Source organism: Streptomyces sp. NPDC029674 (assembly GCF_044903205.1).
Taxonomy (GTDB): domain Bacteria; phylum Actinomycetota; class Actinomycetes; order Streptomycetales; family Streptomycetaceae; genus Streptomyces.
Genome location: NZ_JBJDPY010000005.1, coordinates 133,471 through 155,242 on the forward strand (window position 1 = coordinate 133,471; position 21,772 = coordinate 155,242).

The 21,772-nt window shown below is 71.5% G+C and carries 15 protein-coding genes; 2 read left to right on the top strand and 13 right to left on the bottom strand.

The window, feature by feature from the left end:
• Positions 1-12 precede the first annotated feature (12 nt).
• The 3 genes from ACI2L3_RS14075 to katG all read right to left on the bottom strand — a co-directional run bounded on the left by ACI2L3_RS14075 (position 13) and on the right by katG (position 4,520).
• Positions 13-1,377 (bottom strand): FAD-dependent oxidoreductase, encoded by a 1,365-nt coding sequence (locus ACI2L3_RS14075; protein WP_404752620.1) that lies wholly within the window; start codon positions 1,375-1,377, stop codon positions 13-15.
• A 161-nt stretch (positions 1,378-1,538) separates the two neighbouring features.
• Positions 1,539-2,180: a TOPRIM nucleotidyl transferase/hydrolase domain-containing protein gene (locus tag ACI2L3_RS14080; RefSeq protein WP_404752621.1), complete on the bottom strand. Its 642-nt coding sequence runs from the start codon at positions 2,178-2,180 to the stop codon at positions 1,539-1,541.
• 114 nt (positions 2,181-2,294) lie between these two features.
• A complete protein-coding gene (gene katG / locus ACI2L3_RS14085; protein ID WP_404752622.1) occupies positions 2,295-4,520 on the bottom strand; it encodes a catalase/peroxidase HPI in 2,226 nt (741 codons plus the stop codon).
• 294 nt (positions 4,521-4,814) lie between these two features.
• Between katG and ACI2L3_RS14090 the strand changes: the two genes are divergently transcribed.
• The gene (locus ACI2L3_RS14090; RefSeq protein ID WP_404752623.1) at positions 4,815-5,231 is read left to right on the top strand and encodes a Fur family transcriptional regulator; all 417 of its coding nucleotides are present in this window, start codon (positions 4,815-4,817) and stop codon (positions 5,229-5,231) included.
• Here ACI2L3_RS14090 and ACI2L3_RS14095 read toward each other — a convergent pair.
• The 4 genes from ACI2L3_RS14095 to ACI2L3_RS14110 are packed head-to-tail and all read right to left on the bottom strand — an operon-like array spanning position 5,162 to position 11,088.
• Complete coding sequence (locus ACI2L3_RS14095) at positions 5,162-6,520, bottom strand: sulfate adenylyltransferase subunit 1 (RefSeq protein WP_404752624.1); 1,359 nt, start codon at positions 6,518-6,520, stop codon at positions 5,162-5,164. The two genes, ACI2L3_RS14090 and ACI2L3_RS14095, sit on opposite strands and share 70 nt — an antisense overlap.
• Positions 6,521-6,522: 2 nt before the next feature.
• Entirely contained in the window at positions 6,523-7,461 is a 939-nt protein-coding gene (cysD, locus tag ACI2L3_RS14100) for a sulfate adenylyltransferase subunit CysD (protein WP_404752625.1), read from the bottom strand.
• Positions 7,458-8,003: an adenylyl-sulfate kinase gene (gene cysC, locus ACI2L3_RS14105; RefSeq protein WP_404752626.1), complete on the bottom strand. Its 546-nt coding sequence runs from the start codon at positions 8,001-8,003 to the stop codon at positions 7,458-7,460. The genes cysD and cysC overlap by 4 nt, the downstream gene beginning before the upstream one ends.
• 4 nt (positions 8,004-8,007) lie before the next feature.
• Positions 8,008-11,088 (bottom strand): amino acid adenylation domain-containing protein, encoded by a 3,081-nt coding sequence (locus ACI2L3_RS14110; protein ID WP_404752627.1) that lies wholly within the window; start codon positions 11,086-11,088, stop codon positions 8,008-8,010.
• A 277-nt stretch (positions 11,089-11,365) separates the two neighbouring features.
• On the opposite strand from ACI2L3_RS14110, the gene ACI2L3_RS14115 reads away from it, so the two are divergent.
• A complete protein-coding gene (locus ACI2L3_RS14115) occupies positions 11,366-12,550 on the top strand; it encodes an argininosuccinate synthase domain-containing protein (RefSeq protein WP_404752628.1) in 1,185 nt (394 codons plus the stop codon).
• An 87-nt stretch (positions 12,551-12,637) separates the two neighbouring features.
• Here the strand turns inward: ACI2L3_RS14115 and ACI2L3_RS14120 are convergent, their stop codons facing one another.
• Genes ACI2L3_RS14120 through ACI2L3_RS14145 form a run of 6 tightly spaced genes read right to left on the bottom strand, consistent with a single transcriptional unit; the run spans position 12,638 to position 21,764 of the window.
• Entirely contained in the window at positions 12,638-13,621 is a 984-nt protein-coding gene (locus tag ACI2L3_RS14120) for an aldo/keto reductase (RefSeq protein ID WP_404752629.1), read from the bottom strand.
• Positions 13,622-13,624: 3 nt separating this feature from the next.
• Entirely contained in the window at positions 13,625-15,265 is a 1,641-nt protein-coding gene (locus tag ACI2L3_RS14125; RefSeq protein WP_404752630.1) for a condensation domain-containing protein, read from the bottom strand.
• Positions 15,262-18,429: an amino acid adenylation domain-containing protein gene (locus ACI2L3_RS14130; protein WP_404752631.1), complete on the bottom strand. Its 3,168-nt coding sequence runs from the start codon at positions 18,427-18,429 to the stop codon at positions 15,262-15,264. The genes ACI2L3_RS14125 and ACI2L3_RS14130 overlap by 4 nt, the downstream gene beginning before the upstream one ends.
• Positions 18,426-19,235: a thioesterase II family protein gene (locus ACI2L3_RS14135; protein ID WP_404752632.1), complete on the bottom strand. Its 810-nt coding sequence runs from the start codon at positions 19,233-19,235 to the stop codon at positions 18,426-18,428. The genes ACI2L3_RS14130 and ACI2L3_RS14135 overlap by 4 nt, the downstream gene beginning before the upstream one ends.
• A complete protein-coding gene (locus tag ACI2L3_RS14140) occupies positions 19,232-19,492 on the bottom strand; it encodes an MbtH family protein (protein ID WP_404752633.1) in 261 nt (86 codons plus the stop codon). Before ACI2L3_RS14140 ends, ACI2L3_RS14135 begins: the two co-directional genes overlap by 4 nt.
• A 55-nt stretch (positions 19,493-19,547) precedes the next feature.
• Entirely contained in the window at positions 19,548-21,764 is a 2,217-nt protein-coding gene (locus tag ACI2L3_RS14145) for an acyl-CoA dehydrogenase family protein (protein ID WP_404752634.1), read from the bottom strand.
• Positions 21,765-21,772 lie beyond the last annotated feature (8 nt).

Here is a 21,772-nt window from a genome sequence, read left to right on the forward strand (position 1 = left end):
CCGGCCGGAGCCTTACGCGCCGCTCGCGTCGAGCATGTCCTCACGCTCGACGATCTTCACGCGCTCGCGGCCCTGCGGCTCGCCCAGCGCCTTCTCCGCGGCGTCGAGGCGGTACCAGCCGTCCCACGTGGTGAAGCGGACGTTCCGCTCGCCGAGGAAGGCGTCGACGGCCTCGGGCTCGGGCGAGGCGGGGGTGAGCAGCCGGCCGTTCTCGCGGTCGTCGAGGAGGCTGGCGACCGTTTCGTTGGCGTCGCCCTTGGTGTGGCCGATGAGGCCCACGGGGCCGCGCCGGATCCATCCGGTGACGTACGTCGACCGAAGGTGTTCGCCCGACTCCTCGATCACGCGGCCCGCCGCGTCCGGAACGGTGCCCGTCGCGACGTCCCAGGGCAGCTTGGGCAGTTCGTCGGAGAGGTAACCGACGGCACGGTAGACGGCGCCGAGGTCCCAGTCCTTGAACTCGCCGGTGCCCTTGACGTTGCCGGTGCCGTCGAGGGCGGTGCGCTCGGTGCGCAGGCCGACGACCTTGCCGTCCTCGCCGAGGATCTCGACGGGCGACTCGAAGAAATGCAGGAACAATTTGTGCGGGCGGTCGCCGACGTCGCGGATGGCCCAGTTCTCCAGGGTCTTGGCGACCATGTCGGCCTGCTTGTTGCCGCGCCGGGTCGCGATCGAGCCGTCGTCGTAGTCGATGTCCTCGGGGTCGACGATGACCTCGATGTTCGGCGAGTGGTCCAGCTCCCGCAGCTCCATCGGGCTGAACTTCGCCTGCGCGGGGCCGCGGCGCCCGAACACGTGGACTTCCAGCGCCTTGTTGGCCTTGAGGCCTTCGTGGACGTTGGCCGGGATCTCGGTGGGCAGCAGTTCGTCGGCGGTCTTGGCGAGGATGCGGGCGACGTCGAGCGCGACGTTGCCGACGCCGAGGACGGCGACCTTCTCGGCGTCCAGCGGCCACGTCCGCGGCACGTCGGGGTGTCCGTCGTACCAGGAGACGAAGTCGGCGGCGCCGTAGGAACCGTCGAGGTCGATGCCGGGTATGTCGAGCGCGCGGTCGGCCGTCGCACCCGTGGAGAAGATCACCGCGTCGTAGAACGCGCGCAGGTCGTCCAGGCTGATGTCGCGCGGGTAGTCGACGTTGCCGAAGAGGCGGATCTGGGGCTTGTCGAGCACCTGGTGCAGGGCCGTGATGATGCCCTTGATGCGCGGGTGGTCGGGGGCGACGCCGTAACGGATCAGGCCGAAGGGGGCCGGCATCCGCTCGAAGAGGTCGATCGACACACCCGGCTCGACCGCCACTGCGGACTTGAGCAGCGCGTCGGCGGCATAGATTCCGGCGGGGCCGGCTCCGACAATGGCTACCCGCAGAGGGCGAGGCATGTTGAGGTTCCCTTCGAGCGGTGATGGAGTGACTCGAGGGAAAGCCTAAACTAAGGCAAGCCTAAGTAAGTAGGCGGGTCTGCTTTATGACCCCATAAGCATGCCTTATGACTCCTGAAAGCCGTGACAGGGCCCCCTGGGCGGACCCTGTCGGCCGCGCCTCAGTGCTGGATCGGGCCACCGACCGGGACGGAACTGAGAAGGCCGTCGAGCGGGGCCGGTACCCGGCCGGGTTCCAGGGCCGCCACCAGGAGGTGGCCGTACCGGATCTTGCGTCCCTTCTTCGTGCCGAGGAAGCGCCGCAGCTGCTGGTGCGCGGGGCGCCCCTGGTGGGCGGGCTGCCGGCGCAGGGTCTGCCAGGCACGCAGGTCGCCCTCCGCCCGGACGATCTCTTCGGCCTTCTCCGTGCCCAGCGCGCGGATCAGCTCGTCCTCCAGGTCGGCCGCGCACACGAAGACGCCCTGGCGCGAGGCGCCCGCCCGCTCCAGCCCCCGGTCGTAGAAGCCCTGCTCGGCCACGTCGCACAGTCCGGTCAGGCGCAGCCCGAGTCCGGGCGGTCCGAGGAGTGCGGCATAGCGCCCGACGTTCATCGCCCCGCCCATCGGCACGACGCACACGCCTTCGGCCGCCAGGTCCCGGCCGCGCCGTGCGGCCAGCGTCTCGACGGCCGCGAGGTCGCTCGGCCCCTCCAGCAACACGGCCGTCCGCAGCCCCAGTTGCCCGGCCAGTTCACTCGCCGCGCCACCGGGCCCGCCGGCCGCCCACCGGTTCACCGCGTCACGGAACGCCCACATGTCCACCATGCGCCGAGTCTGCACGCCCGCCGACCGCATCGGCACGTCAGTTTCGACAGTGGACGTCGGACAGAGGTCCGGGCCGACCCGCGAGGGCCGGCCCGGACCTCCGGGGCAGAGGGATCAAACGAGGTCGAACCGGTCGAGGTTCATGACCTTCACCCACGCCGCGACGAAGTCGTTCACGAACTTCTCCTTCGCGTCGTCGCTCGCGTAGACCTCGGCGAGCGCACGCAGCTCGGAGTTCGAGCCGAAGACCAGGTCGGCCCGGGTGCCGGTCCACTTGACCGTGCCCGAGGAGTCGCGGCCCTCGAACGTGTCCTGGGCCTCCGACGTGGACTTCCACCGCGTGTCCAGGTCGAGCAGGTTGACGAAGAAGTCGTTGGTCAGAGTCCCGGGCCTCGTGGTGAGGACGCCGAGCCCGGAGCCCTGGTGGTTCGCGCCCAGGACGCGCAGGCCGCCCACGAGGACCGTCATCTCCGGGGCGCTCAGGGTGAGCAGGTTCGCCTTGTCGAGGAGGAGGAACTCGGCCGGCAGGCGGTTGCCCTTGCCGACGTAGTTGCGGAACCCGTCGGCGGGCGGCTCGATCGCGGCGAACGACTCCACGTCGGTCTGCTCCTGCGTCGCGTCGACGCGGCCCGGCGTGAAGGGCACCTCGACGGCGAATCCTGCGTCCTTGGCGGCCTGTTCGACGGCCGCGCCGCCGGCCAGCACGATCAGGTCGGCGAGCGAGACCTGCTTGCCGTCGGTGCGGCCCGAGTTGAAGGACTCCTGAATGCCCTCCAGGGTGCGGAGGACCGCCGCGAGCTCGTCGGGGTTGTTGACCTCCCAGCCGCGCTGCGGCTCCAGGCGGATGCGCGCGCCGTTGGCCCCGCCGCGCTTGTCGCTGCCCCGGAACGAGGAGGCCGCCGCCCACGCGGTCGACACGAGCTGGGACACCGACAGGTCCGAGTCGAGGACCTGCGCCTTCAGCGCGGCGACGTCACCGGCGTCGATGGTCTCGTACGTCGCCTCGGGCAGCGGGTCCTGCCACAGCAGCGTCTCGCTCGGGACCTCCGGGCCGAGGTAGCGGACGATCGGGCCCATGTCGCGGTGGGTGAGCTTGTACCAGGCGCGCGCGAAGGCGTCCGCGAACGCGTCGGGGTCGTCCTTGAAGCGGCGCGAGATCTGCTCGTACACGGGGTCGAAGCGGAGCGACAGGTCGGTCGTCAGCATCGTCGGGGCGTGCGTCTTCGACGCGTCGAAGGCGTCGGGGACGGTGCCCGCGCCCGCGCCGTCCTTCGGCCGCCACTGGTGCGCGCCCGAGGGGCTCTTGAAGAGCTCCCACTCGTAGCCGAAGAGGATCTCGAAGAAGCTGTTGTCCCACGTCGTGGGGGTGTCGGTCCAGATGCCCTCGAGTCCGCTGGTGATGGCGTCGGGGCCCGCGCCGGTGCCGTGCGTGCTCTTCCAGCCGAGGCCCATCTGCTCCATCGGGGCGGCCTCGGGGTCGTCGCCGACCGCGTCGGCCGGGCCGGCGCCGTGGGTCTTGCCGAAGGTGTGGCCGCCCGCGATCAGGGCGACCGTCTCCTCGTCGTTCATCGCCATGCGGCGGAACGTCTCGCGGATGTCGCGGGCCGCGGCGATCGGGTCCGGATTGCCGTTCGGGCCTTCGGGGTTGACGTAGATGAGGCCCATCTGGACCGCCCCGAGTGGGTTCTCCAGCTCGCGGTCGCCGGTGTAGCGCTCGTCGCCGAGCCAGGTCGTCTCGGGGCCCCAGTAGACGTCCTCGTCGGGCTCCCACACGTCTTCGCGGCCGCCGCCGAAGCCGAAGGTCTCGAAGCCCATCGTCTCCAGGGCCACGTTGCCGGTGAGGATCAGGAGGTCGGCCCACGAAAGGGACTGACCGTACTTCTTCTTGACCGGCCACAGCAGTCGGCGGGCCTTGTCGAGGCTGGCGTTGTCCGGCCAGCTGTTGAGCGGGGCGAAACGCTGCTGTCCGGCGCCCGCGCCGCCGCGGCCGTCACTGATCCGGTAGGTGCCCGCGCTGTGCCACGCCATGCGGATCATGAAGGGGCCGTAGTTGCCGAAGTCGGCGGGCCACCAGTCCTGGGAGGTCGTCAGCACCTCGGCGATGTCCCGCTTCACGGCGGGCAGGTCGAGGCCCTTGAACGCCTCGGCGTAGTCGAACTCCTCGCCGAGCGGGTTGGCCACGGCGGGGTTCTTGGCGAGGATCTTCAGATTGAGGCGCTCCGGCCACCACTGCCGGTTCCCGCCGCCCTGCGTCGGATGCGGCGCGCGGTGCGCGACCGGGCAGCCCTCCGTCTCCTCCGGTTTGGGGTCGGTGACGATCGCGTCGTGGTTCTCGGTCATGGGAATCCTTCCGGAGAGGGCGGATCGCGGTGCTCACGAGCGGAGGGTGGTGGAGCGGGCGCACGCACGGGCCGGAAGGCGACCCGGATCCGGTGAAGTCCCGTGCTGTTGCCTGCCGTTGCCCTGTCCCTTGGCTGTCAGCCGGATCCGATCCTACGATGGACGAAATCCAAGTCAATACGGAAGACAGGCGCACGCGGATTCATTCGTACGAGCCAGGCATGACTGGGCGCGGGCCAGGTACGGGCCAGGGACGGACGAGGCACCGACTATGCACAGTGAGGGCTGGTGGTCATGAGTGACCTGCTCCAACGGCTTCGCGGACGCGGCTGGCGGCTGACCGCGCAACGTCGCGTGGTCGCCGAGGTGCTCGACGGCGAACACGTCCACCTGACCGCCGACGAGGTGCTCGCCCGGGCGAGCGCCCGCCTGCCGGAGATCTCGCGCGCCACCGTCTACAACACGCTCCGCGAACTGGTCTCCCTCGGCGAGGTGATCGAGGTCAGCACGGACGGCCGCGCCAAGCGGTACGACCCGAACGCCTGCCGCCCCCACCAGCACTTGGTGTGCTCGGGCTGCGGCACCATCCGCGACGTCCATCCCGTCGGCGACCTCCTGACCGACCTGCCGCCCGCGGAGCGCTACGGGTTCAGCGTCTCGGCGGTCGAGGTGACCTTCAGGGGCCGGTGCCCCCGCTGTGCCGGAGATTGACTGCTCATTCCGGCGGCGAGGGTGGTGCCGTCGGCGGGGTCGATCAGGAGGAAGGAACCGGTGCGCCGGGAGTCGGCGTAGGAGTCCAGAGCGACCGGTTCGGCGGTGCGGACCCTGACCCGGCCGATGTCGTTGGCGACGAGCCGGCCGGGGGCCGGGTGCTGGGACAGGTCCTCCAGGGCCAGCCGCGACGGGATGTCCTTGACGATGGCGTTGACGGTGCGGGTGGTGTGTTTGAGCAGGACCCGCTGGCCGACGGTGAGGGGCGTGTCGGCGACGTGGCAGACGGTGGCGTCCACGTCCCGGCTGAGCGTGGGGGCTTCACCGGAGGGCACCAGGAGGTCGCCGCGGGAGATGTCGATGTCGTCCGCAAGGAGAACGGTGACCGACTGGGGATCCCGCGCGACGTCGACGGCTGTGCCGAGCAGGTCGATGCCGGTGATGACGGAGGTCCGTCCGGAGGGCAGCACGGTGACGGGCTGCCCGACCCGGAAGGTGCCGGCGGCGATCTGTCCGGCGTAGCCGCGGTAGTCGGGGTGCGTGGCGGTCCTCGGGCGGATGACGTACTGCACGGGGAGGCGGGCGGGGCAGGTGTCCGGGTCGTGGTCTACCGGAACGGATTCCAGGTGTTCCAGGACGGTGGGGCCGCGGTACCAGTCCATGAGCTCGGAAGGCTCGACCACGTTGTCGCCGACGAGGGCGGAGACGGGGATGGCGGTGACCTCGGCTGTGCCGAGTTCGGTGGCGTAGGCGGTGAACTCCTCCGCGATGGCGGCGAAGACGGATTCGGCGTAGTCGGTCAGGTCCATCTTGTTCACCGCGAGAACCACGTGCGGGACGCGCAGCAGGGCGGCGACGGCGGCGTGGCGGCGGGTCTGTTCGACCACGCCCTTGCGGGCGTCGACCAGGATGACGGCCAGGTCGGCGGTGGAGGCGCCGGTGACCATGTTGCGCGTGTACTGCACATGGCCGGGGGTGTCGGCGAGGATGAAACGGCGCCGGGCGGTGGCGAAGTAGCGGTAGGCGACGTCGATGGTGATGCCCTGCTCCCGTTCGGCCCGCAGGCCGTCGGTCAGGAGCGCCAGGTCGGGTCCGGCTGCGCCGCGGCCGCGCGAGGCACGCTCGACGGCCTCCAGCTGATCGGTGAGGATCGACTTGGAGTCGTGCAGCAGCCGTCCCACCAACGTCGACTTGCCGTCGTCGACGGAACCGGCCGTGGCCAGCCGGAGTGTCCCCGCGGCGGCGGCGACGTCACCGGCGCCCGTGCGGTTGCTGATGCTGGTGGTCATGTCTAGAAGTACCCCTCGCGCTTGCGGTCTTCCATCGCGGCCTCGGACAGCTTGTCGTCGGCGCGGGTCGCGCCTCTCTCGGTCAGCCTGGACGCGGCGATCTCGGCGATGACCTGCTCCAGGCTCGTCGCGTCGGAGTCGACGGCACCGGTACAGGACATGTCGCCGACCGTGCGGTAGCGCACCAGGCGCCTCTCGACCTGCTCGTCGGCGCGCGGTCCGCCCCACTCCCCGGCGGTCAGCCACATCCCCGCGCGCCGGAACACCTCCCGCTCGTGAGCGAAGTAGATCCGCGGCAACTCGATGCCCTCGCGGGCGATGTACTGCCAGACGTCCAGCTCGGTCCAGTTCGACAGCGGAAAGACCCGGACGTGCTCGCCCGGGGCGTGGCGGCCGTTGTAGAGCTGCCACAGCTCCGGGCGCTGGCGGCGCGGGTCCCACTGGGAGAACTCGTCGCGCAGCGAGAAGACCCGTTCCTTGGCCCGGGCCTTCTCCTCGTCACGCCGCCCGCCGCCGAAGACCGCGTCGAATCGCTCGGCGGCGATCTTCTCCGTCAGCGGCACGGTCTGCAGCGGATTGCGGGTGCCGTCGGGACGCTCGCGCAGCTTGCCCGCGTCGATGTACTCCTGCACCGAGGCCACGTACAGGCGCAGTCCATGCCGCTCCACGACCCGGTCCCGGTAGTCGATCGCCTCGGAGAAGTTGTGTCCGGTGTCGACGTGCAGCAGCGAGAAGGGGATCGCCGCAGGGGCGAACGCCTTCAGGGCCAGGTGCAGCATGACGATCGAGTCCTTGCCACCGGAGAACAGGATCACCGGGTTCTCGAACTCCCCCGCCACCTCACGGAAGATGTGCACCGACTCGGACTCCAGAGCGTCCAGGTGGCTCAGCGCACGAGGACTGCCGGTCACCTGTGGCGGTGCGGACACGCTGGTCGTCACACCAGACCCCTTTCGACGAGCAGCGCGTACAGCGCGGCTGTGGACTCCTGCACGGTCTGTCGCTGCGACTCGATCCGCAGGTCCGGCGACTCGGGCTCCTCGTAGGGGTCGTCCACCCCGGTCAGACCGGAGATCTCGCCCGCGGCCTGCCGGGCGTACAGCCCCTTCACGTCGCGTGCGGAGCAGTCCTTCAGTGGGGTGGCGACGTGCACCTCCACATACGGGGTGCCCGCGCGGCGGTGCCGGCCGCGCACCGCCTCCCGGCTGTCCGCATAGGGTGCGATCACCGGTACCAGGGCCGTCACTCCGTGGGAGGCGAGCAGTTCGGCGACGAACCCGACGCGCCGCACGTGGATGTGCCGGTCCTCGCGGGAGAAGCCGAGGCCCGCCGAGAGGAACTCGCGGACCTCGTCCCCGTCGAGCACCTCGACGCGCCGGCCCTCGTCCCGCAGGCGCTCCGCCAGCGAGCGGGCGATCGTGGTCTTGCCGGCGCTCGGCAGACCTGTCAGCCACACTGTCCCGCCATGAGCGGTGCCGGACATACGGCTACCAGCCGATCGACTGGTAGAAGGCGGCGTACCGCCGGAACACGGCGTCCCCGACCGGTGGCCACGAAAGCCCGGCCCCGGCCGCCAGCCGCTCGGCCCGCTCCCTGCCCACCGCCGCCGGGTCCTGCCGGAAGAGTTCCGCCAGGCTCTCCTTGACCCGGGCGTCACCGTCTCCGGTATCGGGCTCGTCACCCGCGGGCGACGGAAGGAGAGCGAGGGCACGCACGAGGTCACGGTCGTCCGGTGACTGTGCCGACCGGCGTCGCACCTGCTCCCAGAACACCGGGTACGGCACCTGGGTGAGACCGAACGCCTCCTGGAACACGGCCATCAGCGCGTCGAAGCCCACGGCGTGGGGCTGGACCTCGTGCAGCCATCCCCGCTCGCCCTTGCGGACGGCGGCGACCACGAGCGCGCTGACGCGGTCCACCGGCGTGTAGTCGGTGACGATGGGGCTCGAGAACCACATTCCCGTCCGCAGACAGGCCTTGACGAGGAGATCGTGCAGGCCCCAGCGGCTGGGTACGCCCGTCACGGAGTGCGGGGTGACTTCGCCGAAGCGGTGGACGGTGACGGGCAGTCCGCGCACGGCGGCCTGGGTGAGGAGGCGCTCGGCCACCCACTTCGACTGGCTGTAGCCGTCGCCGGGGACCGCGTCGCCGGGGACCGGGCCCTCGGGGATGAACCCGGTGCCGTCGTGCCCCCCGGTGGGGAACACTCCCAGGGTCGAGACGAAGTGCAGGTGCTTGTCCCGGTGGGCCGTGGCGAAGCGGAGGATCTCCACGGTGCCGTGGACGTTGGCGCCCCGATGGGCGTGGTAACCGCGGGCGAGGTTGATCATCGCGCCGTTGTGGATGACGGTGTCGGCGCGTTCGGCCAGCGCCGCGAACTCCCCCGCGCCGAGGCCCAGTCGGGGCAGCCGCAGGTCGCCGGGCACGCCCTTGATCCGGTCCGCGTGGGTCTCGTCCCAGAGCCGGTACTCCCGCAGGTTGGCGACGATCCGCTGCCGGGCGCCCTCCGCGTCGTCCGCCCGCACCAGGCAGTGCACGTCCGCCTGTGTGTGCACCAGCAGGTCGTGCAGCAGCTGGCCGCCGACGAAGCCGGTGGCGCCGGTCAGCAGCACGTTGCGCGGCGGGGCGGTGGCAGTGGCAGCTCGCGAGGGGGTGATGTCCTCGGGCAACACCGTGTCGGCGTCGAGGAGTTCCCTGAGCTCGCGGGCCGCGGCGTCGCCGGCGCCGCCCTCCGAGGACGGCTGGCGGGTGTCGCGTCCGGTCAGGAGGGCGACCTGCTGGGCCACGGTCGGGCGCTCGTACACGTCGCGCACCGACACGCGGGTGCGGAACCTCTCGCTCAGGGCCACGGCGAGGCGCTGGGCGCCGAGCGAGTCACCTCCCAGGTCGAAGAAGTCGGCGCCCGGCTCGACCCGGCCGACCGGCAGGAACCCCAGCCAGGCGGTGCGGACCTGGACCTCCACGGCATCCGCGCCGGGCTCCACCGCGCCGGGCCGGTGCGCGGCGAGCTGCTGGAGTGCCTTGCGGTCGGCCTTGCCGTTGGGGGTCAGCGGCAGGGCGTCCAGGACGACGAAGCGGCGCGGTGTCAGCGCGGGTGGCAGGCTCGCGGCGGCGTGCTCCCTGAGCGCGGCGGACCCGAGTTCGGCGGAGCGTACGGTCACGAAGGCGACGAGCGCGCGGCTTCCGCCCTCTTCGTGGACGATCACTTTGGCTTCCCGTACCTGGGGGTGGCGCAGCAGCCCCGCTTCGACCTCCGACAGCTCGATCCGCACGCCGCCGATCTTGACCTGGTGGTCGAGGCGCCCGACGAACTGGAGGAGCCCGTCCGGCCGCCGGTAGCCGAGGTCGCCCGTGCGGTAGAGCCGGTCGCCCGGGATCTCCGGGAAGGGGTTGGGCACGAACACGGACGCGGTCTTGCGGGGATCCTTCACGTACCCGAGGCCGAGACACTCGCCGCCGATCCAGATCTCGCCGGTCTCGCCGTTCTCCACGGGCTCCGAGCGGTCGTTCACGATCACGGCGTACGTGTTGTCGATGGGGCGCCCGATCGGCATGGGGTCGCGGTCGGTGTCGCTCACGGTGTGGAAGACGCTGCCGATCGAGGCCTCGGTCGGGCCGTAGGTGTTGATGATGGAAACGTCAGGGAGGTACGACCTGAAGGTGCGGACCGCGTCCGCTGTCATCTCCTCGCCGCCGATGAGCAGCCGCCGCAGGGAGCCCAGGCGGTGGATCAGTCCGGGCTCCGTGGTGAGCAGTTCCACCAGCGTGTTGAAGATGGAGGGGACGAAGTCGGTGGTGGTGACGGCGTGCCGGTGGATGACGTCCACCGTGGCCGCCAGGTCGAGGATGCCCGAGCGCTCGGGTATCACCACCTGGCTTCCCGTGGTGAGGGGCCACAGCAGCTGCCAGAGCGACGAGTCGAACTGGTGGCGGCTGTTCTGCAGCACCACCTCGTCCGCCCGGCCGCTGAGCCGGCGGCTCATGTAGGCGAAGCGGTTGAGCAGGCCCCGGTGGACGTTGAGCGTGCACTTGGGCAGCCCGGTGGAGCCGGAGGTGTAGAAGCCGTAGACGATGTCGTCCAGGGTGGCCGGAGGCGCGGCCGGCGGCGTGGTGCCGCTCGCCGGGTGCGCGGGCCGGACCGGTAGTACGGGGATGCCGGGCGGGAGCCGGTGGGCGGCGCCCTCGGAGGTGAGCACCACCTTGGCGTCGAGGGTCCGGATCATCCGGTCGAGCCGGTCCGCGGGGCCCGAGTCGTCGACCGGGACGAACGGCGCCGCGAGCTTCATCGCCGCGATCATCGCCAGCGGCAGCTCCGCTCCCCCGTCGACGACGAGCGGGACGAAGTCACCACGCCCGACGCCGTGTTCACGCAACTGCCGGGCGACTGCGTTGGCCCGTTCGTCGAGCTCCCGGTAGGAGAGCGTGAGCGGACCATGGGTGACGGCGGGTGCCTGCGGTGTCTCGGCCGCCCTCGCCTCGAAGAGCTGGAGGACGGTGCGGTCTCCCGGATCGTCGGCGGATCGCTCCGCGACGTCACTACACGACCGGACTTGATACCGCTCGGACATACCGGACGCCCCCCAAAGTTCCGAACCGGGAAAGCCAATGGCGATTCCCCGAATATTCCGGAACAAGTTAAGGCCGTCACCACGGGCCGCGATACCGCTCGGTGATTACCGCGTTCGTAAGCATCGTAATTACGGATGTGACTCGATTAGCGACCCGACTGTCACCGCCGGAGCCAACATTGACGGGGCGAGAACGGGGACACTGATGTCACGGCTCGATCCGTCATGGAATTGAGTATCCACTATGCCGACGCACGGCCTCGGGGGTAATACGCAGATGGATTTGAAACAGCTCAAGGGCCTGCGCGTGGGCCTGTTCACCTCCGGCGGGCTTTCCAGTACCGCCGTCGCCGCCTGGCTGGCGGAGAACGGTGTCGACGTGACGTGTTACGTCGCCGACATCGGCCAGCAGGCGCCGATGCCCGCCGGGGAACTCGCCACGCGCCTCTCTGAACACGGCCTGAAGTCCCGGGCGGTCGACCTCCGCGCCGAGATGGCCGGTACCGCACTCGATCTCGTGACGTACCAGGCGACCTACGAGGGCGGTTACTGGAACACGACGGGGGCCTCACGCGCGGTCCTGGTCAGCGGACTCGGTCCGGTCCTGCGCGCCGACGGGTGCGACGTACTCGCCCACGGGTGCGTGGGCGGCGGCAACGACCAGTCCAGGTTCGCCCGTTACGCGGCGCGCTTCACGCCCGACCTCACGGTGTTCACGCCGTGGACCGAGGCGTGGATGCTGGAGCGGTTCCCGACCCGTACGCACATGAGCACATACCTGTCCGACCTGGGATATCCCAAGGAACTCACGGACTGGGCGGCGTACTCGATCGACGGCAGCCTCGCCGGCTTCTCCCACGAGAGTGACGCGCTGGAGTCACTGGCCACCGCTCCCGCGTCGCTGGAACCGCTGATGACGGTGTGGCCGCAGGACGCGGCCGACGAGCCGGGGACGTTCACCGTCCGCTTCGAGGGCGGGCGCCCCGTGGCGGTGGACGGGACGGCGGTCGCCCCGCTCGACGCGATGCTCCGGGCCAATGCGCTCGGCGGCCGGCACGGCATCTCGCTGCGCACCGTCGTCGAGAACAGGGTGAACGGGACCAAGTGCCGGGGCGTGTACGAGGCGCCCGGACTCGATGTGCTCGGCCCCTGCCTCGACGCGTTGTACCAGGCCTGCCTCGACAAGCCCTCGACCGCGTTGCTGCGCCGGCTGTCCGCCACCCTCGGCGGCGCCGTGTACGAGGGACGCTTCCACGACGCGTCCGGGAGGGCGGCGGCGGCCGGCGCCGACCTCCTCGCGGCGGGCGTGAGCGGGACCGTGGAAGCGACGCTGTACCGGGGGAACGTGCACGTCCAGCGGTTGCTCGACCTCGCGGACGCGCCCGGAACGGCACGCCAGACGCGCTTCACGCACGGCGGCCACCACTGGATCACGCAGGCAGGGCAGGGCGCCACCGTCTGAACCGCCCACGGGAATCCGGGCCGCCCGCGCGAGGAGGGGGCAGGGAGTCGTCTCCCTGCCCCCTCCTCGTACCGCTATCCCGGGACCCTACTGGGACCAGGCCGTCGGCGTACGGTCCCAGCGGTGCCGGCGCAGCTCGGCGTAGAGCTCAGGCGACAGCGGTTCCGCTCCGCTCACCCCGAGGTTCGCCGCGACGTGCCGGACACTGCGCATGCCCGGGATCACGGTGCTCACCGCCGGATGCCGCAGGATGAAGCGCAGCGCCAGCTCGGGCATCGTCATGTCCGCGGGCACCACCTTCTTGAGCCGGTCCGCGCGGTCGACGCTCGCGTGCAGGTTCTCCGGTACGAAGTACGAGCTGCGCCAGTCGTCCTCGGGCCACGTCGTCTCGTGCGTGAGGGTGCCGGTCAAGGTGCCCTCGTCGAAGGGGACCCGGGCGATGACGGCGATGTCCCGCTCCTGGCAGGCGGCGAACAGCTCGTCCTCCGGGGCCTGGTCGAAGATGTTGTAGATCACCTGGACCGCGTCGACGAGCCCGGTGTCGAGCGTCTTCAGGACGTTGGTCGGCTCCCAGCGGTTGACGCTGATGCCCACACCCTTGACGACTCCCTCGTCCTTCAGCCGGCGGATGGGGTCCTGCCATTGCGGGTCGTCGGCCCAGCTGTCCTCCCACACGTGGAACTGCAGCAGGTCGATCGATTCCGTACCCAGCCCGTCGAGGCTCTTGCGGGTGTATTCGAGGATGTGGTCCTCGGGAAACACATCGGCGAGCCGGGAGTCCCGCGTCGAAGGCCATTTACGGTCCTTCGGCGGAATCTTCGTGGCGACGTAGAGCCGCTTCTCCTGGTGCTCCTCGAGCAGCTGTCCGAGCAATTCCTCGCTGTGGCCACGGCCGTAAATCCATGCCGTGTCGAAGAAGTTGCAGCCGTGCCGAATGCTCTCCGCGAGCGCCTCCCGGCCCGTCACGTCGTCGGCGCCGGACCATCCTCCTTCACCACCGGCTATTCCCCACATTCCATAGCCGACTTCGCTGACCTGATACCCGAGCCTGCCGAACCGCCGGTACTCCACTGTTCAACCTCTTTTTCCGCTGGTCACTGATTCGCTGCCGCAGTCACGTCGGTCGCCCTCGCGCACGATGGCGGTCAGGGCCCGCACCATCAGCTCCCCGATCCTCGGCGCGAGGGTCGCGGACGCTTCCGCGGGGTCCACCCGGATGTTCAGCTCGTAGGACATCCGCTGCGGAAGCCGGTTCACCTCGACGAGCACCGGGAAGTTCGTACGGTCGGCGAAACTCCACCGGTCGGCGCTGATGCGGCGCAGTGAGTCCACCCTGTCGAAGACGTGGAAGTCCGTGTAGTTGAACATCGCCTCGAAGGGGGAGTGCCCCAGGTCCTTCCGCATCCGGGCCAGCGGATACTGCCGGTGCGGCAGATGCTCGCGCTCCGCGTCGAACGCGGCCCGCACCAGCTCCGTCCAGCCGCCGTGCTCCAGCCGCAGGCGGACCGGCAGGACGTTGAGGAACACACCGAGCACCAGGTCCGCCCCTTCCGACTCGGGGCGCCCGTTCCCGCACAGCCCGCTCACGACGTCCTCGGTCCCGCAGAGTTCACCCATCGCCCACAGGTGCGCGGCCAGGAACACGCTTTTGACCGGCACTCCCAGCTCGGCGGAGAACCGTTGCACACCCACGGCGAGCGCGTCGGGCAGCTCCTGCACCAGCTCCCCGGTCCCGGTGCCGTCCGCAGCGGAGGGTTTCGGGAGCGACAGCGCCTCCATGCCCTTCAGCAGCTGCGTCCAGTACGTACGTGACGCGGCGTCCCTGGTGGCGCTCTGCTCCGCCGCCACGAAGTCCCGGTAGCGGACCCGCGGCATCGGTTCGAGCCCCGGTCCTTCGTACCCCAGGCGCCTCTCGTACTCGACGAGCACCTCGGTCGCGAGCCGCGCGAAACTCCAGCCGTCCAGCAGGATGTGGTGCACCGACAGGGAGAGGTGGAAGGAGTCCGGGGCGAGGATGCCCACGTGGATTCGGAGCAGCGGCGCCTTGGTCTCGTCGAAGGACGTTCCGGATTGCCGCTGCCACCAGTCGTCCAGGGCGCTGAGCTGCTCCTCGTCGGTGAGGCCGCTCAGGTCCTGCGTCTCCATGGGGACCGTGGCCGTCGTGTGGACCAGTTGCAGGGGTTCACGGAACTCGGCGAGTTCGAAGGAGGTACGGAGCATGTCGTGCCGGTCGACGAGTGCCGCCACCGCGTCCCGCAGCGCCCCTTCGTCCCACGGGCCGCTCACCCGCACGCTGGTCAGGTCGTGGTAGAGCCGCGGGTCGTCGCTGACCTCGCAGTGGTACAGGATGCCCAACTGGAGTGAGGACAGCGGGTAGGCGTCCGCCACGCCCGCGGGCACGTCACCGGGGTCGAGGTCGGCCAGTGTCGTGGTGAGCGTGGCGCCCGCCGACGGCTCCTGGGTCATCGGCGCGTCGGGGACCCCCGCGGCCTCGCGCGCGAGTTCGCCCAGGGTGGGGTGCAGGAACACCTCCTCCACGCTGATGTCCAGGCCCGCCGAGCGTGCCTCCGCCACCAGCCGGATGGCCGTGATCGAATCCCCGCCGAGGGAGAAGAAATTGTCGTCCGCGGCGACGGAGTCACGCCCCAGGACCTGCGACCACACCCCGCGCAGCCGCTCGAGCCCCGGCCCCTCCTGCGCGTCCGAGTTCATCATGTCCTCGCCCCTCCCCTTCCGACATGGCCGCGCAGGGCCGCTTCCGGCCCCGCGACCGCCCCTGAAACCACCGCTGTCCAGCGGTCGAGCAAGTTCTCCACCGTGCCGCGCGCGAAGAGGTCGGTGCTGTATTCGACGGTGGCCACCAGCTCCCCCGCCACTTCCTCGATCTCCAGCGTGAGATCGAACTTCGCGGTGGCGTTGTGCAGCGGCACCGGCGTGGCCCGCAGCCCCGCCAGCCGGGCCTCGGGGCGGCGCGGACCCTGGTAAGCGAGAGCCACTTGGACGAGCGGTGGCACGGAGAGCACCCGTTCGGTGACGAGTTCGTGCACCAGCCGGTCGAAGGGGACGTACTCGTTCTCGATCGCGTCAAGGACCTGCCCGTGGGCGAGGCGCAGCGCGTCGCGGAAGGAGTGGATGCCCCGGAAGTCGAGCCGCAGGACGACCGTGTTCGCGAAGAACCCGATGACGTCCTCGAACTCCGGCCCCGGTCTCCCCGCGGCGGGCGAGCCAATCAACAGGTCGTCCTGACCGCTGAGTTCGCGCAGCACGGCGCCGAGCGCGGTCAGCGCCACACAGTACGGAGTGGTCTTCTCCTCCCGCGCGAGCCGAGTGACCGCGGCGAGGAGCCCGTCCGGGGTGTTCCGTGAGAGACGGTGTCCGCGGAAGCTCATGGCCTTGGGCCGTGGGTGGTCCGTGGGCAGTTCGAGCACCGTCGGCGCGCCGCGCAGCCGTTCCACCACCTGCTTGACGAGGGCGTCCTCCGAGGAGGTGGCTCCCGCGTCGCGCCGGGCGCGAATGAAGTCGCGGTAGCCGGTGGAGGGTTCACGCCACGGTGACGGGGCGCCGGCACAGCGCGCCGCGTAGGCCGCGGCCAGGTCCCGGTCGAAGACGTCGCCGCTCACACCGTCCGACACGACGTGGTGAGTGACCACGGCGAGGAGATGGTCGTCGGGCGCCATCCGGATGAGCGCGGTGCGCAGCAGCGGGGCGCTCGCCAGATCGAACGGCTGCCGCGCCAGCTGTTCGGCCCGGGCGAGCGGGGCGGCCGCGTCCTGTCCGTCCCCGCTCAGGTCGAGGACCGGCAACGGCACCGTCACGTCCCGCGCGATGTCGGCGGTCAGCCGGCCGTCCCGGAAGTGGAAGGAGGTGCGCAGGCGCTCGTGCCGCTCGACGACGTCCCCCAGGGCGAGCCGGAGTGCGGTGACGTCGAGGGGGCCGCGCAGCCGCAGCGCGCTCGGCACGTTGTACGCGGTGCCGGCCGCCTGCCGCAACTGGCCGAGGAACCAGAGGCGTTGCTCCCCGGGCGAGACCGCGTCCGCGGGGACGGCCGCGGCCGACGGCGCCGGGGACGGCACGGGCGTGGCCTCGCGGATGCGTGCGGCGAGGCCCTGGACGGTGCCCGCCGCGAGGAACTCCCGCGGGGCCACGCGCGTCCCGTACTCCCGCTCCATACGGCCGAGCACCCGGGCCATGTGCAGGGAGTCGCCGCCGAGCCCGAGGAAGTCGTCGGTCCGTCCCACCCGGGGAACGCCGAGCACCTCGCTCCACAGGGCCGCCAGCCGCTCCTCGTCCGGCCCCACGGGGCGCACGTAGGGGTTGTGGCGCGCCTCCGGTGCGGGCACGGGCAGAGCCTTGCGGTCCAGTTTGCCCTGGGCCGTGACCGGCAGTGCGGGCAGCGACACGTATGCCGACGGGACGGCGTAGTCGGGCAGGGACCGCGCGGCCAGTGCGCGCAGCCGCCGCGGATCGGCGTCCCCGACGATGTAGGCGACCAGCCGGACGGGATCGGCCCCGGTGACCACCGGTACCACGGCGCACTCCCGTACCCACGGGTCCCGCGCGAGCACCGCCTCCGCTTCGGCGGGCTCGACGCGGTGGCCGCGGATCTTCACCTGGTGGTCGTCGCGGCCCAGGAACTCGATCGTGCCGTCCGCGTCCCTGCGCGCCAGGTCGCCGGTGCGGTAGAGGCGCTCGCCCGGCTCACGGGCGAACGGATCCGGCACGAAACGCCGGGCGGTGAGGTCGGGCCGCCCCGGATAGCCGCGCGCCACCGCGAGGCCGCCGATGTACAGCTCGCCGGTCTCGCCGGGGCGGCAGGGTGTCATCTCCCGGTCGAGGACATGTGCTCGGGTGCCGTCGAGGGCGGTACCGATGGGCAGCGTGCTCCCGGCCGGCAGTGGGGCGTCGGCCGGATAGACGGCGGCGGTGGCCGTGATGGTGGTCTCGGTCAGTCCGTAGGCGTTGATCACCGGTACGGTGCCGTGCCGCCGCCAGGCGGCGAGGCTGCGGGTGTGCGTGGTGTCGCTGCCGACGACGAGCAGCCGCAACTCCGGCGGCAGTGGGCGGGGGGTCTGTTCCAGGTCGGCGCACCACTGTGCCCAGTACGGCGTGGGGAGGTTGGCGACGGTCACCCGGTGCGCGCGGAGAAAGTCCTCCAAGGCGACGGGTGGCAGCGCGGTGTCGTCCAGGACGACGAGAGAGCCGCCTGCGGCAAGGGTCGGGAAGACCTCCTCGCCGAGGACGTCGAAGCCGGGGTTGGTGAACTGGAGCACGCGGTCCGTCCGGGACAGTCCGAACAACGCTCGTACGGCCCGGGCGTGATTGGCGAGGGACCGGTGCTCGACGGCCACGGGCTTGGGGCGGCCCGTGGAACCGGACGTATGGATGAGATAGGCGAGGCGCCGCGCGTCGCCGTCGGCCTCGTCCCGTACGCCTGCCGTCGCGCCGCCGGCGGTGCCGTCCGTGTCGGCGGACACGTCGACCACGGGCAGGGAGCCGGCCACGGGGCCGGCGTCCGGCACGCGTCGGCCGTCGGTGAGCAGCAGCCGTGCCCCGGCGGACCGCAGCAGGTACCGGGTGCGTTCCGCGGGGAGGCCGGGGTCGAGCGGCAGGTAGGCGACGCCCGCTTTGGCGGCGGCGAGGAGCGCCGTGATGAGCTCCGGGCCGCGCGGCATGCGGACGGCGACCACCGGCTCTCCGGCGGGTCCCTCGTCCGCGCCGTCGGCGCACCGCGCGCGCAGCAGCCGTGCCAGCGCGTCGGCCCGCCGGTTCAGTTGCGCGTAACTCACCGAAACGGCGCCGTGGACGACGGCCACGGCGTCCGGCGCGGCCGCGGCCCGGTCTTCGAAGAGCTGGTGGACCAGCGGCAGGGCGTAGGTCACCGGGTGTGCTCGCTCCGCCGGCCGCCCGGCTGTCGCGCCCCGTCGGCCGCGCACCGCTCGACGAGTTCGCGTACCCGGTCGAAGACCTGTCGTGCCTGGTCGGCGTGCAGGTAGAAGTGGGCGCCGGGGAACGACTCCTGCCGGAACTCGCCGGTGGTGTACTCCTGCCATCCCTGGACGGCCGCGGCCGTGGCGAAGTCGTCGTCGACGCCCGACATGACGGTGACGGGGGCCGCGATGCACGTCCTGGCGCGCGGCCGGTAGGTCTCACCGATCGTCAGGTCCGCGCGCATCACCGACAGGATCAGGGGCAGCAGCTCCGGGTCGGCGAGCACTTCCTCCTTGCTGCCGCCCAGCTCGCGCATCGCGCGGACCAGCGCGTCGTCGGAGGCGTCGGAGCGCATCTCCGTGGTGCGGGACGGCACGGAGGGCGCCGGAGCGCCGGAGACGATCAGGTGCGCGGGCCGGATGCCGTACGTCCGCTCCAGTTCCACGGCCACCTCGAAGGCCACCAGGGCGCCCATGCTGTGGCCGAAGAGGATCAACGGAAGGTCCGCGAACGACTGGAGGCGGGCGGCCGTGTCGAGCGCCAGGGGCTCGCACCGGGTGTGTGCCGGTTCCCTGAACCGCCCGGCGCGCCCCGGGTACTGCACCGCGTGCAGTTCCATGTCCGGGCCCGCCCACGTCGACCACTGGCGGTATGCGGCTGCCGCGCCCCCGGCGTGCGGGAAGGCGATGAGCCGGGCCCGGGGGTGCGGCAGCCGGTCGCCCAGGAGCCACCGGTCCACAGTGGCGTCCGTGGTCATCGGGGCAGTGCCGGGGAGCGGACGGAGGTGTCGGCCGCCATGTCCCGGCGCAGGCTCAGCGGCCGCAGGTCGGTCCACACCTCGGCGATGTGATCGAGGCAGCGCGCCTCCGGGCCGCTGACGCCCATGTCACGCCAGCCCGCGGGCACTTCGCGGCCCAGCGGCCAGATGGAGAACTGCTCCTCGTCGTTGGCGACGACGCGGTACTGGAGCTCGCTGACGTGTTCCTCGGGCTCGGGCGGTACGGATGCGGCCATGGACGTCTCCTCGGTTCTCTCTCGGTCGTGTGCTGGTTCGGGGGTGCTCAGGTGCTCAGGTGGTCCGGAGTGCGGTCGGTGCGGTCAGCAGCTCCAGGTCGGCCCGGCCGGACAGCCGCAGCCGGCCGGCCTCGCGGAACAGCCCGGCCGGTGCCCCCATGCGGACGGCTTCCGTGCGGGCCAGCCGGTAGTGGCGCTGCACCGGCAGCTCCGCGGTCAGGCCGCGCACCCCGCACACGTGGACGGCGGTCGCCGTGACGTCGGCCACCGTCTCGGCGGCCAGCGCCAGCGCGTCCACCGCGGCGCGCTCGGCGGGCCGGCCCGCGTCCGCGAGCTCTCCCGCGCGGAGCACCGCCAGGCGGACCGTCTCCACACGGGCCGCCGCTCGCGCCAACGCGAAGGACACGCCCTGGAAGTCGTGGAGTACGGAGCCGAACTGCTCACGGCGCAAGGCGTACGCGCGTGCCGCGGCATGCGCACCCCCGGCCATACCGAGCAGGTACGCGGCCTGCCGGATGCGAGCGCGGGCCACCAGCTCCGTCCACTGCTCCGGTGACAGCCGCCCCAGTGCGCGGCTGTGCGGGACGAACACGTCGATGAGGCCGCTCGTGGCCTCGTCCGTGGGAATCAGGACCGGGGCGAGGCCGTCCTCCGCCGCCAGGAACAGCAGCCGGTGTGTGGTGTCCGGTGGAGCGTCGGCGGAGCGGAGCGGGACGGTCCAGCCCCCTTCGGCAGCCGGTGCCACGAGCGGGTCCGCCGCGCCGAACGAGTCCGCGCACACGGTGAGTTCACCGGTGTTCAAGCCCTGCAGTACCTTCTCGTGCGCGCTGTCGTCGGCGCACAGCCGCACCGCGTCGGCGGTGAGCGCCGTGGCCCGGTACGGTCCGCTCAGGGCGGCGCGTCCGAGCTCCTCGCACACCACCAGGGAGCCGGGCAGCCCGAGTCCGAGTCCGCCCGCCTCCGCGGGCACCTCGAATCCGGGTGCGCCGATGTCGGCCAGCGCGGACCAGCTCGGGCAGGACGCGCCGTCCCGCGCCGGGGTCCCGTGGACGGCCTCCGCGCCGGATCCGAGGGCCGCCGTCACCGATGTGAAGCGGGTGCGGAGCGCCTGTCGCAGGTGGCGGGTCAGGGTGTCCTCGGCCGCTTCCGATGCGGCCCCCGTACCGCCGCCTTCGCCCGCGGCGGCGATCTGGAGCATCATCTCGGAGGTTCCGGCCGAGAAGGTCAGGCCGGGTGCCTCCCGGTACGCGGCTTCCAGGAGCGTGGCGGATACCGACGCGGGCGTCGGCGGCAGCGAGTTCGCCCAGGCCGCCACGGACCGGGCCGCTTCGCTGGTGACGTACTTGGCGACGGCCGCGCAGGTGGTGTCGGCTTCGTCGAGTCCGCGCTTGAGCTGTCCGAGCACCCGCCAGGTGTGCAGCCGTGCGGCTTCGACCTCGGCGCCGAAGCGGCCGCACCGCTCCAGTTCCTCCGGTTGGACGCCACCGGCGACCACGGCCGCGTACCAGGCCTCGGCCTTGAGCGAGTAGTCGAGACCGGTGCGTTCCACGGCCAGCGCCTGGGTGAGCAGCTGCCAGCCCTGGCCGACCGCGCCGACGACGTCGGCCGCCGGGACGCGCACCTCGTCCAGCACCACCCGGTGGAACTGCTCGTCGGCGATCCCCGCGATGGTCTCCCGGCGCACGCCCGGGGCGTCCATGGCCACCATGAACAGGGTGATGCCCTGGTAGCGCCCGTCGGGGGCACCGGTCCGCGCGGCGCACAGCGCGACGTCGGTGATGTCGCTCTTGAGGTTGTACGCCTTCACTCCGCTGATGACGAAGTCGTCGCCGTCACGCACCGCCGTGGTCCGCAGCCCGGCGAGGTCGGAACCGGCCTCCGGCTCCGTGTACAGCACGCTCGCGCAGCTCCGGCCCTCGCCGATGGCGGGCAGGTAGCGGGCCTTGAGCCGGTCGGACCCGGCGTGCAGCAGGAACATCCCGACGATCTGGACCGTGTTGACGTGCAGCGTGTCCGGCACGCCTGCCCGTGCGAGTTCCTCGGCGACGATCGAGGCCTCGGCCGGCGTCGTGCCCCGGCCTCCGTACTCCCTGGGCCAGTTGGCGGCGAGCAGGCGTCGGCGGCCCAGCGCCCGGTACAGCGGGCGGACATCCGGTTCCCGGCCGGTGTCCGCCGCCAGCCGGTCCAGCTCGGCACGGATGTCATCGGCGCCGAGCTCTTCGCGTACCCGCCCCCGGAACGCTTCCTGATCCGGAGTGAAGCCGAAGTGCATGATGCTGG

Coding starts and splice junctions, on each gene's coding strand:
- ACI2L3_RS14125 (WP_404752630.1), bottom strand. CDS start 15,265: ATGATGAACTCGGACGCGCAGGAGGGGCCGGGGCTCGAGCGGCTGCGC.
- ACI2L3_RS14135 (WP_404752632.1), bottom strand. CDS start 19,235: ATGACCACGGACGCCACTGTGGACCGGTGGCTCCTGGGCGACCGGCTG.
- ACI2L3_RS14145 (WP_404752634.1), bottom strand. CDS start 21,764: ATGCACTTCGGCTTCACTCCGGATCAGGAAGCGTTCCGGGGGCGGGTA.
- cysC (WP_404752626.1), bottom strand. CDS start 8,003: ATGTCCGGCACCGCTCATGGCGGGACAGTGTGGCTGACAGGTCTGCCG.
- ACI2L3_RS14110 (WP_404752627.1), bottom strand. CDS start 11,088: ATGTCCGAGCGGTATCAAGTCCGGTCGTGTAGTGACGTCGCGGAGCGA.
- ACI2L3_RS14115 (WP_404752628.1), top strand. CDS start 11,366: ATGGATTTGAAACAGCTCAAGGGCCTGCGCGTGGGCCTGTTCACCTCC.
- ACI2L3_RS14140 (WP_404752633.1), bottom strand. CDS start 19,492: ATGGCCGCATCCGTACCGCCCGAGCCCGAGGAACACGTCAGCGAGCTC.
- ACI2L3_RS14090 (WP_404752623.1), top strand. CDS start 4,815: ATGAGTGACCTGCTCCAACGGCTTCGCGGACGCGGCTGGCGGCTGACC.
- ACI2L3_RS14075 (WP_404752620.1), bottom strand. CDS start 1,377: ATGCCTCGCCCTCTGCGGGTAGCCATTGTCGGAGCCGGCCCCGCCGGA.
- ACI2L3_RS14080 (WP_404752621.1), bottom strand. CDS start 2,180: ATGGTGGACATGTGGGCGTTCCGTGACGCGGTGAACCGGTGGGCGGCC.
- katG (WP_404752622.1), bottom strand. CDS start 4,520: ATGACCGAGAACCACGACGCGATCGTCACCGACCCCAAACCGGAGGAG.
- ACI2L3_RS14095 (WP_404752624.1), bottom strand. CDS start 6,520: ATGACCACCAGCATCAGCAACCGCACGGGCGCCGGTGACGTCGCCGCC.